9 protein-coding genes, 1 tRNA gene and 1 pseudogene are annotated in these 12,084 nt (G+C 36.2%); 10 read left to right on the forward strand and 1 reads right to left on the reverse strand.

What is annotated here, in order from left to right; genetic code table 11:
* The first annotated feature begins 97 nt into the window (after positions 1 to 97).
* The 6 genes from AR335_RS01555 to AR335_RS01580 all read left to right on the forward strand — a co-directional run bounded on the left by AR335_RS01555 (position 98) and on the right by AR335_RS01580 (position 7,912).
* The gene (locus AR335_RS01555; RefSeq protein ID WP_062231501.1) at positions 98 to 661 is read left to right on the forward strand and encodes a recombinase family protein; all 564 of its coding nucleotides are present in this window, start codon (positions 98 to 100) and stop codon (positions 659 to 661) included.
* 330 nt (positions 662 to 991) lie between these two features.
* Positions 992 to 4,198, forward strand: coding sequence for a type I restriction-modification system endonuclease (gene hsdR / locus AR335_RS01560; RefSeq protein WP_199805041.1), 3,207 nt, complete (start codon positions 992 to 994; stop codon positions 4,196 to 4,198).
* A gap of 113 nt (positions 4,199 to 4,311) precedes the next feature.
* Positions 4,312 to 5,721, forward strand: a complete 1,410-nt coding sequence (locus AR335_RS01565; protein WP_062231506.1) for an N-6 DNA methylase — start codon at positions 4,312 to 4,314, stop codon at positions 5,719 to 5,721.
* The gene (locus tag AR335_RS01570; protein WP_062231508.1) at positions 5,714 to 7,171 is read left to right on the forward strand and encodes a restriction endonuclease subunit S; all 1,458 of its coding nucleotides are present in this window, start codon (positions 5,714 to 5,716) and stop codon (positions 7,169 to 7,171) included. Before AR335_RS01565 ends, AR335_RS01570 begins: the two co-directional genes overlap by 8 nt.
* A gap of 122 nt (positions 7,172 to 7,293) precedes the next feature.
* A complete protein-coding gene (locus AR335_RS01575) occupies positions 7,294 to 7,593 on the forward strand; it encodes a hypothetical protein (RefSeq protein ID WP_062231510.1) in 300 nt (99 codons plus the stop codon).
* Between the two features lie 94 nt (positions 7,594 to 7,687).
* A complete protein-coding gene (locus tag AR335_RS01580) occupies positions 7,688 to 7,912 on the forward strand; it encodes a hypothetical protein (protein ID WP_062231512.1) in 225 nt (74 codons plus the stop codon).
* On the opposite strand, the gene AR335_RS01585 is transcribed toward AR335_RS01580, so the two are convergent.
* The gene (locus AR335_RS01585) at positions 7,909 to 8,241 is read right to left on the reverse strand and encodes a YolD-like family protein (protein WP_062231514.1); all 333 of its coding nucleotides are present in this window, start codon (positions 8,239 to 8,241) and stop codon (positions 7,909 to 7,911) included. The genes AR335_RS01580 and AR335_RS01585 overlap by 4 nt on opposite strands.
* A gap of 136 nt (positions 8,242 to 8,377) precedes the next feature.
* Here AR335_RS01585 and AR335_RS01590 point away from each other — a divergent pair, with 136 nt between their 5' ends.
* From AR335_RS01590 to AR335_RS01610, 4 genes and pseudogenes are all read left to right on the forward strand, one after another.
* Positions 8,378 to 9,340, forward strand: a complete 963-nt coding sequence (locus AR335_RS01590) for a hypothetical protein (protein WP_062231516.1) — start codon at positions 8,378 to 8,380, stop codon at positions 9,338 to 9,340.
* A gap of 302 nt (positions 9,341 to 9,642) precedes the next feature.
* A tRNA-Val gene (locus AR335_RS23485) sits at positions 9,643 to 9,743 on the forward strand.
* A gap of 733 nt (positions 9,744 to 10,476) precedes the next feature.
* Positions 10,477 to 11,151, forward strand: a pseudogene (locus tag AR335_RS22820) (zinc-binding dehydrogenase).
* 103 nt (positions 11,152 to 11,254) lie between these two features.
* Positions 11,255 to 11,998: an SDR family NAD(P)-dependent oxidoreductase gene (locus AR335_RS01610; protein WP_234293154.1), complete on the forward strand. Its 744-nt coding sequence runs from the start codon at positions 11,255 to 11,257 to the stop codon at positions 11,996 to 11,998.
* The last annotated feature ends 86 nt before the right edge of the window (positions 11,999 to 12,084 follow it).

The following is a 12,084-nucleotide window of genomic DNA, read 5'->3' on the forward strand; positions in this document are numbered from 1 at the left end:
TTATAATAAATTTACAATTTGTAAACAAAGTGCTTGAGTCTATTTTTACATCATGCTATTCTTGATTCAGCGATACATACGGAAGGAACGTTAAAACATGAACATAGCATATATAAGAGTATCAACAGTTGAACAGAACGAAGCAAGACAAGTTGAAGCAATGAAGCAGTACAAAATAGATAAGGTGTACCAAGAAAAGGTGTCTGCTAAGAATGTAGATAGACCCAAGTTACAAGAGATGTTAGATTTCGCAAGAGGAGGAGATACAGTCTTCGTTGCAGACTTCTCAAGATTAGCACGTTCTACAAAGGACTTGTTAGAGCTAGTTGAACTACTAGAATCAAAAGGAGTTCAATTAGTATCCATTAAAGAGAACATTGATACTTCAACCGCAACAGGTAGATTGATGTTAAAGATGATTAGTGCCATTAATGATTTTGAACGTGAAAACATGCTTGAAAGACAACGTGAAGGTATTGCTATAGCTAAAGCAGCAGGAAAGTACAAAGGACGAAAAGAAGTATCGATCCCAGACTTCGACCAACAATATCAAAGATACATGAATCGAGAAGTATCAAAGGCTCAGCTAGCAAAGGAAATAGGTGTATCAAGACCAACTTTAGACAAGTTAATCAAAGAGCATCAACAGGTGACTATTTAAAGGGACTTCCAGAAGGGAGTCCCTTTTTTATGGGGCAGGGGGGGTGTTTTCCACATTATTTGCCCCCACAACAATCAGACAAGTACATGGTAGGTGTACGCACACGTCACCAATTTTTCATGCCGTTAGTGAATTAATGAAATATCGATTTTATTAAAATAACAGACTATAACGAGTTAAACAGTCATTAAAAAGTGACTGTTTTTTACTTGGAAATTACCAATAAGACAATAGCAAACTGGAAAAACACTGCATACTGGGTATCCACCAATTTTTGTATTTTTATAGTATAATAAACATAATACATTCATTCAGAAAATGGTGATAACAGTGAATAGCAACTTTTCATTTTTTAAAGGGAAATGGGATGTGCTTGCTAACTTAGGGGAGACAGCAGAGAGAAATGTTTATCGTGATCCTCATACTACGTTAATGAAACTGAGGCTGTTTGGGGAGACAATTGCGAAAATTATACTTGCTTCTGAAAACATACGAGAAGTGCATGGAACAAATCAGATAGATCGAATCAACACGCTACGACGAGAAGGGTTAGCTGAGCCTGAATTATTAGATATATTTGACATGCTCCGTCGAAAAGGAAATTCCGCAATGCATGAAGCGGGATATGGGAAGACAGAAGAAGCAAAGGCTTTATTGCATTTAACTTTTCGTCTGTCTATTTGGTTTATGGAGGTTTATGGTGATTGGGATTTTCAAGCTTCAGAGTACACAGATCCTCAAGAGCGAGAAGTGCAGGATACAGAAAAACTTCAGCGTGAGTACGAGAACAAAGTTAAAGAGCTTGAAGAGGAGTTAGAGAGCATTCTCCAGCAAGCTGAAACAGAACAAGCAGATGCAAAAGTAAAGCGTAAAAAGAAATCAAAAAGCTTTATCCGTCGTCAACAGCTAACAGAAGCTGAGACTCGGATTATGATTGATGAAAAACTACGCACGGTTGGATGGGAAGTAGATACAGATATATTAAATCATTATAAGAATGGTACTTTGCCTGAAAAAAATCGTAATATGGCAATAGCTGAGTGGAAGGTTAAGGGTGGCAGAGTTGACTATGCTCTTTTTTTAGGTCTAAAGCTTGTTGGATTTATTGAAGCAAAAGCACAGAGGAAGACTATACCAGGTTCTTTAGAAAGTCAAACTAAAGTGTACGCTAAAAATGTGGTCCAAATTGAAAATGAAATGGTTACTCCGACTACTGGTGGATACAAAGTGCCATTTTTATATGCGACTAACGGTAGACCTTTTTTGAGACAGCTTCAAGAAGAGTCGGGTATTTGGTTTTGGGATTCACGTAAACCATTGGAACATGCTCGTCCTTTAGAAGGATGGCATTCGCCTGAAGATTTGCAACTGCTCCTTAGTCAAGATGATCAAGATGCAAATAAAAAACTTGAGGAAGAGGATATTACTAAGTTCGGTCTGCGTCACTATCAACAAAATGCCGTTCTTGCCGCTGAAAAAGGGCTGACAGAAGGAAACAGAAAAATGTTGATTGCTATGGCAACGGGAACAGGGAAGACCCGTACAGCTCTTGCTCTCATGTATAGGCTAATTAAGACAAAAAAATGTCGTCGTGTTTTATTTTTAGTTGATCGCAATTCATTAGGAAAACAGACAGAGGATGCTTTAAAGGATACAAAAATTGAAGGCTACTCTTTTGCAGATATTTACGATGTAAAATCCTTGGAGGAAATGACTCCAGATGTGGAAACAAAAGTACAGATTGCAACTGTACAGGGAATGGTTAGAAGGCTATTCTATAGTGATAAGGAAAAACTGCCTAGTATTGGACAATATGATTTTATCATAGTAGACGAAGCGCACCGTGGGTATACAAGTGATCGAGAAATGACTGAAGATGAATTAGAATTTCGAGATCAAAATGATTATGCTAGTCAATATCGACGTGTTATTGATTATTTTGATGCTGCATGTTTAGGGCTAACAGCCACTCCTGCACTTCATACAACAGAAATCTTTGGTATGCCTATTTATAAGTACTCTTATAGTGAAGCGGTATTGGATGGTTATCTAGTTGACCATGAACCTCCGTATCTATTTAAAACAGAGCTTTCACAAGCAGGAATTACGTTTGAAAAAGATGAAGAAGTCGAATTTTTCGACACTGAGGATGGTGAAGTTCAACTTGAGAAAATTGAAGATACCGTACACTTTGAAGTTGAGCAGTTTAATAAAAGGGTTATTACTGAACCGTTTAATCGAGCTGTGCTAAATAAGCTTGCTGATTACATTGAGCCAACAGGGAAACAGAAAACACTAATCTTCGCTGCTACTGATCTACATGCGGATTTGGTTGTAAGGTTATTAAAGGAAGCGTTTAAAGATCGTGGCGATGAAATTGAAGATGATGCTATTATGAAAATTACGGGTTCTATTTACAAACCATTAGAGGCGATCAAACGATTTAAAAATGAGCGATTGCCTAATATAGTTGTTACTGTAGATTTACTCACGACTGGCATTGATGTTCCTCCTATTACAAATTTGGTATTTTTACGACGTATTCAGTCTCGTATTCTGTATGACCAAATGCTTGGTCGTGCAACTCGCCTTTGTCCTGACATTGGTAAAACGCATTTTAATATTTATGATGCGGTTGGGATCTATGATAAGTTGCAAAACTATACTGAGATGAAGCCAGTGGTCAAACAACAAAATTCAAGTATTAGTGAATTATATGAATCATTAGCACATTCGACAACAGAAGAAGAAGCAACGTTTTATCGTGATCAACTAGTAGCGAAAATTCAACGTCGTAAGCAAAGATTGAATGAAGAAGGAAAACGAAAATTCGAAGAGTTATCTAATGGGAAAAATATCGATGAATGGGCTAAAGAAGTTCAAACTTATACGCCACAAGATGCAAAACAAAATAACATATTATTTGAATACATTGAAGGCTTTCGGGCTAAAGGGGAGAAACGATATATCTCCCAGAAGGAAGATAAAGTAACAGATGTGATTCGAGGATATGGTGAAGGAAACAAGCGTCCTGAAGATTATTTAGATGGGTTTGTTCGTTTCGTCCAAGAGAATATAAATGAAATACCTGCTCTTAATCTTGTTTGTACACGTCCTAAAGACTTAACACGGCAAGATTTACGGGAGCTTATTACCATACTGGAAACGAAAGGATTTAAGCAATCTCATTTGCAAACGGCGTGGAAACAAACAAAAAATGAAGAAATTGCTGCGGACATTATCAGCTTTATTCGTCAAGCTGCTTTGGGAGAAGCGCTCATCGATCATGATACACGCATAAAACAAGCCATGCAAAAAGTACATTCATTACATGATTGGACACCTAGGCAAAAGAAGTGGTTAGAGAGAATTGAAAAACAATTAATACAAGTACCTGTTTTAGCACCCACACCACAAGATGCTTTCTCAGAAGAGCCTTTTCTTAGTCAAGGCGGATATAAGCTGCTAAGGCGTGAGTTCGGTGATTTTATTGATACTGTTGTTAATACAATAAATGAGAACCTCTATATTAGTTAAATCATGCCTCTTCTAGGGGCATTTTTTAAGTTATAATAAATCGGTTGGCTAAAAAATCCTATAGGTATGATGTAAAACCCTAACATAATTAATTGACACAATGGAGGAAGAAAATGAACAACCAAAAAATCGTTCAAAAGCTATGGAGTTTATGTAATGTCCTGCGTGATGACGGAATTACATATCAACAATATGTGACGGAACTAACGTATTTATTATTTCTAAAAATGATGAAAGAACAAGAGACAGAAGATGTTATTCCAGAAGGTTATCGTTGGGATGACTTGGTGAACAAAGAAGGTTTGCCATTAAAATCATTCTATCAACGCTTATTATTAGAGCTTGGGAGCAGTGGAAATGAACGCCTTCGTTTAATTTATAGTGATGCAGCTACAAGTATTGAAGAGCCTAAAAACTTAGAAAAAATCATAAAATCTATTGATGCCCTCGATTGGTACAATGCAAAGGAAGAGGGATTGGGAAACCTATATGAGGGTTTGCTTCAGAAAAATGCGAGCGAAACTAAGTCTGGAGCAGGACAATATTTTACTCCTCGTGTATTAATTGATGTAATGGTTCAACTTGTTGACCCTAAGGTAGGGGAACGCTGTAATGACCCAGCAGCAGGAACATTTGGTTTTATGATTGCTGCAGACCAATACTTAAAAAATAAAACAGACGATTATTTTGACCTTGATCCACACGAAGCGGAGTTCCAAAAGAAAGAAGCTTTTACAGGGATGGAGCTTGTAAAGGGAACTCACCGTTTAGCTTTAATGAATGCATTACTTCATAATATTGAAGGTCGATTGGAAAATGGAGATTCTTTATCAAGTAACGGGAAATGGATGAAGAATTTTGATGTAATATTGACAAATCCTCCTTTCGGTACAAAAAAAGGTGGAGAACGAGTTTCACGAGATGATTTAACCTTTGAAACATCTAACAAGCAGTTAAACTTCTTACAACTAATATACAACGCATTAAAAGATGACGGTAATGCTCGTGCAGCAGTTGTGTTGCCAGACAACGTTTTGTTTGAGGGTGGAATTGGAGCGCAAATTCGCCGTGACTTAATGAATAAGTGTAACTTACACACCATTTTACGATTACCAACAGGTATATTCTATGCACAAGGTGTTAAAACAAATGTCTTATTTTTTACAAGAGAAAAGACAGATCAAAGCAATACAAAAGACGTTTGGGTATATGACCTCCGCACAAACATGTCTTCATTTGGAAAACGTAATCAATTAACAATGGCTCATTTTGAAAGCTTCATGAAAGCATTCGTGGCAGAAGATCGTTCTAAAGTGGAAGATGAACGCTGGAACAAGTTTTCACGTGAAGAAATTGCGAAAAAAAACGATAGCTGGGACATGGGACTTATTGCGGATGAATCATTATCATCATACGAAAACTTACCAGATCCAATTGATTCAGCAGAAGATGCAATTGCGAAACTTCAGCAAGCAATGGATTTATTAAACGAAGTGGTTAAGGAGCTTCGAGCAGATGAATAAGCAAAAGAGGACCATCGAGGAATTATTAGAGGAAGCATTAGTGACAGTGGAAGAGCATTCTGAAGTACCAGAGAATTGGATTTATTTTTATTTCACATCAATACTAGATATCAGTGGAGGAACACAACCTCCTAAAAGTCAATTTATTAGTGAACCTAAAGAAGGATACATTCGTTTAGTTCAAATAAGAGATTTTGCATCTAATGATTATCCTACTTATATCCCTTTCAAAAAGAACTTACGAGTGATTGAAGAGGACGATATATTAATAGCGAGATATGGTGCTTCTGTGGGAAGGATATTAACAGGGTTGAGTGGAGCATATAATGTTGCTTTAGCAAAAGTAACGTATCCTAAAAATATTATAGATAGAAAGTATTTGTTTTGGTTGCTTCATACTGAACATTTTCAGTCACCTTTGAGAGCAATCTCACGTTCTGCACAGGCTGGGTTCAATAAAAATGACTTATCATATTTTAAAATGCCTTTACCTCCTTTGAAAGAACAAAAACGGATTGCTGAGAAAGTAGAGCGTCTTTTGGGTAAAATTGAAGAAGCGAAAAGGCTCATTAATTACATTCCAGAACTATCAGAGAATTTTAAGAAAAAAATTATATCGGCTGCTTGTGAAGGTGATTTAACCAGAGATTGGAGAGAAGGGCAATTAGATGTTGAGGATGCAATGAAATTACTAGAGAAGTTATTTAATAAGCAAGAAGCTAACGGAAAAGTTAAGAAAAGAAACAATTCCGTTGAACAAGAAAAGGTACTTCATCATATTGAAAATTGGGCTATAACTAAAATAGGATTAATATGTGAAATGCAGTTAGGGAAAATGCTGTCAAGGAAGGCGTACGGCGAAAATTTAATAATGCTACCTTATTTAAGGAATGCAAATGTACAATGGGGTAAAGTTGAATTATCAGATGTCTTAGAAATGGGGTTTAAAGAAGAAGAGATAGAAAAATATTCACTGAAAAAGGGAGATTTACTGGTTTGTGAAGGTGGCGTTGTAGGTCGTACTGCAATTTGGAATGAAGAAATTACACCTTGCATGTATCAAAAAGCGCTACATCGTTTGAGATGCGATAAAGACCTTATTCTACCAGAATGGGTTTATTACTTTATGCTCGATTCCCATAATAAGGGGGAGTTTGAAAAGCTAACATCTCAAACCACTATAAGACATTTAACTCAGGAAAAGCTGAAAGAAGTTAATATCCCTGTCCCACCTCTGAAAGAACAAATAGAGATTGTACGTCGAGTTGAGAGGTATATAAGTATAGTAGATGAGTTAGAGATAAAGTATAGGGAGATTTTCAATGAGCTTTTACAAGCGGAGAAGTCAATATTACAAAAAGCCTTCCGAGGGGAACTTGAAACGAATGACCCAAGTGAAGACAATGCGATTGAATTATTAAAAGAAGTGCTACAAGAACAAGTGAAATAGTTATAAAAGACATCCACATTAATAGGATGTCTTTTTTGTTGCACAAAAGAAAGAAAAACAGGAAATAAAGGGAATATTTACCTTTTTGTCGAAAGTGTAGGCAGAAGGGAGGTGAAGGTATCATGCATGCACTGGAAAAGGAAATCCTTAAAGCATTATATAATAAAAATACTAATCCTACAGCCAATCATAATTTAAATGAATTAGAATTTGATGAAGAGGGAATGCAACGTAGACGTGAAATTGGATTTTATCTTCTGAAACTTGAGCGATTTAGCTATATTCGTTTTGAAGGTGAAGCCCTTACTAAGGGAGGCCAATCTGATCCTATTTTTAAAAATAACATCGCTATCATATGGTGGGAAAATATTCATATCACAGAAAAAGGTAATAATCAATTAAAAGAGGAAGCATTGATATAGCAAATTAAGCACTCTTAACCGAGTGCTTTTTTAATTCATGAAAAGGACTTTAGACCTACTTTGTCGAAATTAGAAAAAATGGGAGGTGTTCTTTTTGAGAAAAGATTATTTTGCTGAACAGATTAATGAAATGACGGAAATGGAAATTAAACTTACGTTACTTGAATTTCTTCAGAATCATCATAAAGTAAGGATTAGTGACTATCCAAAGGATGATTACTACCAAGACAATCAAAAAATTTACCATTCAGTTATCCTTACAAAAAAACGAAAGTCAATATGGATGCTTTTGAAAAGAGGATATAATGCAAAACCTTAATTAATTTTCACATCAATCACACCATCAAGTTTAATTTTATGTAATTCATCATGATAGTCCACGATTCGTAATTCTCTTCTGAAGTTATCTACATAGTGAACCTTTCCAATAAGTAAGTGAAAATCATCTTGCTTAAAGTATGTAAAACACAAATCTAAATTCTCAGCCATTGCTTCGCAGATGGTTTCTTCAATGATTTCTAATTGCTGCTCATCAAGTTCTGGTTTAACTTTTTTACTTTGATCCCAGTCGAATTCTCGTAACGCTTTCACATGTTCAGGCAGCATCATGGCAGTCCATTTTAAACTTCCTCGGTCACGAAGGGTCATTTATATCAACTCCTTAATCAAGTATATACCACAAAATAAGAATATATGTTCGTATGTAGGTAAAAATTTTTATTTTCCATTTAAAGGAAACGAACTAAATGTGTCAAATATACTGGGTATAAAGGAGGTTTCCGATTTGTTAAAAAGAAAATATGCACTTATTTATGCTATAGGTTTTTGCCTATTACTTACTGGTTGCAATTCTCATACAAATGCTGTCGAACATCCTAAGACTAAAAAAGTAGTGAATAAGAATGAAAAATTAAATCTACAAACAGAGAAAGAAGCATTTAAAAAAATAACTACCTCATATAACAAAAAGGACTATGTACAGACAATTAGAGATGTACAAGTGAAATATGGAGATTTAATCAGTAAAGAAAATAAAAAGAGAGTAAGTACAATTTATTATTCTTCAGTTAGTAACTTGTTGGAATTAGGTAATGTAGTAGTTGTTGAAGCATTACTTTCTCAATCCAAACCATATTTAGAACTTCTAAACAGAAAGACTCTCGAAAAAGTAAATGATTATAAAAATCAAAATGAGAAGAAGGCTCAATTTTCTCTTGAAGATCAAATTAATGAAATCGTCAGTTATATTAAAGAAGGTAACTATTTAGAAGTAATAGATTACGAAAATCAAAAAATTGCAGAAAATGAAACTGTCTCAACCCTAATACATTTTGCTAAAGCGAGAGAAATTATGGAAGATTATAATGACCCTGATTATTATGGTTTCAAAGAAAATTTAGGTTGGATTGATCCAAAATATAATGGTGTCTTATCTTCTGAAATAAAAAATTACATAGGAAAGTACATGACTCATAAACAATGGGAAGAGCAATTTGACACCGAAAGAGAGTTAGAAGCCATACAGGAGAGTCAAGAGAAGGAAGCCGAAGAAAAGGCTAAAGAAGAAGCAGCCAAGCCATTACCTACAATTGGAATGACAAAAAAAGAAGTCCTTAATTCTAAATGGGGACAACCAACAGATGTAAATAAAACAACTACGGCAAATAGTGTTACTGAACAATGGGTTTATCCAGGATATAAATATTTATATTTTGAAGATGGAGTTTTAACCGCAATTCAGGAGTAATATAAGTTATAATTTTATTTTTTAACAGAATATTATGACGTTATAAAACTGTTATAGTAATATCTCTTCTTGTTTACATCGAGGAGGACCTTATGAGCAAATCTAAATTGTATTGGACAAAAGGAGAAGTAAAGATAATTTAGGAGTATTACCTAAACTGAAGAGTGGGATGAGTTTCAAAAAAGGCTACCTAATTAGCAGATTATGCGTAAAGTGTATAAAATGGGTATGAACAAGTCCGCTTTACAAATTTTGGTGACCACTTTATAATAGAAAGTGTAATAACTAAATGTGAAGTGGTCGGCATTAATTAATGTAGGCTTACACCTTGATACGTCTGAAAGTGACTTTTGCTACCTTGACAGGGTAGAGGTCGGGGGTTCGAACCCCTCTCGGGTCACCATAACAGTTTATTCAAAGTCCTTGATTTTCAAGGTTTTTTTTGTATTACAGAGTATTGAATTTTTATACTACAATAAATCGAAACACGTTAAAGGAAAAACGATAATCGTCTTTTCATAAAATCGAATGTCAAAAGGACAGCTAATTTCAGCTGTCCTTTCGTGATATTCTCTGCCATTTTTGTTAGTGCCAAGTTGGTCTACCTAAGCACGAGAACCTTCATGATCGCAATAACTTCAGGTTCGCCCTTCAATGAACCAATTCTGAGACGGAGTCTTTTTGATAGAGTTTACGGAGTTTACGTCACAGCAATTAAATTTTACAATACTCCCATCAGCAATCTCTCCCGTAACAAGACCCTTATTAGAGTCATAATGTCTAAAGGTAATTTGAACCGATGTATCATGTAAACGAACAGTCACTTTGTTTCCCGATTTAAGGTGTTTAAATCGTTTACAAGTTTGTGAATGTTTTGAGGAATTCATTTTTCAACCACCTTCTTAAAAATTAGAACTTGTACTTGTCATAGTTTATGCGTTCCGATCATTGTTGGTTTGGACGGGCAGCAAAATTTGGACAAATACACGTTGGTAAACATAAAAGCTGACCTTAAAGGGCTTTTCAGCTTCTTTTTTTCGTTTAACCAGTCTTTTTTAATGGTGTCCCGCTGTTTTCTTCTGTATCGTTGAGGGAAACATAAACAGAAAGAAAGGATGATAGTTTTGAGGGGAAAAATGAAGGCGGTAGGTTTGTATAAGTATTTACCGATTGATAATCCTGAGAGTCTGTTAGATGTAGAAATTGATAAACCAACTCCAGGTAAAAGAGATCTTCTCGTAAAAGTAAAAGCAATCTCTGTTAATCCTCCCGTTGAGTAGGTTCTATTGCCCTTCAGCTTGCAAGTTGGGCAGGATTGACCGTGGTTGGGACCGCCTCACGAGCAGAGACCGAAGTCTGGGCTAAAACACATGGAGCGGACTATACAATCAGCCATTATGAGGACTTTTTACCGCAGCTGAAAAAAATAGGGATGTCTGAAGTGGATTGCATATTTTGTCTGAACAGTACAAATCAGCATTGGGAAAGTATGATGGAAGCAATTGCTCCCTAAGGTAAGATTTGTTCGATTGTAGAAACGAAAACACCACTGAACATAAGCTTACTTCAGCAGAAGAGTGTAACGTTTGTCATGGAATTCATGTTCACGAGATCGCTCTTTGAAACGGAGGATATGAAAAGGCAGCATGAGATCCTGACAGATATGGCCAACATGTTCGATGAAGGGATATTAAAGGCAACATTAACGGAAACACTTCAACCGATCGATGCAGAAACGATGAGAGAAGCACATTCGAAATTAGAATCCCAGTAAGACGATAGGAAAAGTAGTAGTAAGCCGCAATGAATAAACCCTTCAGTTAGACGGGTTTATTTTTTTGTTTTTTTAAGCTGTGAGAAGGGAATATTTTAAAAATCTAATTTATAGTAAATGAAGATGAAAGGATGATGCAGGTGTTTAAGAATAAAGTTGTCATCGTTACTGGAGCAGGACAGGGAATTGGCAGGCAAATTGCCATTGATTTTGCGGCTGCGGGAGCAAAAGTGGTGCTGGCTGATCAAAAGGAAAAGGAAGCGAAAGAAACTTTGGAAAAGATACAGTCCAATGAAGGGGAAGCTCTCTTTATTCCAACAGATGTACGCAAGCCTGAAGATATTATCTCACTTATGGGGCAGACAAAAAGGGAATTTGGGCCAGTTGATATTCTGATCAATAATGCCGGCAAAGGGATTTGGAAGTCTCCGTTCGATTTGGACGTGGAAGAATGGGATAATGTCATTCAAACCAATCTTCGAAGTGTATTTCTATGTTCGCGGGAAGCCGCGAAACAGATGAAAGAAAATGGGGGAGGCTCCATCGTCAATATCGCATCGACCAGAGCATCCATGTCAGAACCTAACAGTGAGGCATACGCGGCAACGAAAGGCGGTATTACAGCTCTCACTCATGCATTGGCCGCATCGTTCAGCGAACATGGCATTACGGTTAACGCTATCAGCCCAGGTTGGATTGAAACCCAAGACTATGAAGGTTTAAGAGATGTTGACCATCAGCAGCATTGGTCAAAGAGGGTTGGAAAACCATCGGATATCTCTAGCGCCTGTTTATATTTAACAGCCCCTGATAATAACTTTATTAATGGTGAGAACCTGGTGATCGATGGAGGAATGACAAGAAAGATGATCTATCACCATTAAGATAGAACCGAACGGATGAATTCATCCAGTTAAGGAATGCTATACGTAGCCTTTTTTAGGTGAATGAAGAATAAGAGGGTGAGAGG

This window comes from Fictibacillus sp. FJAT-27399, assembly GCF_001510655.1.
Classification (GTDB): Bacteria; Bacillota; Bacilli; order Bacillales; family Fictibacillaceae; genus Fictibacillus_C; species Fictibacillus_C marinisediminis.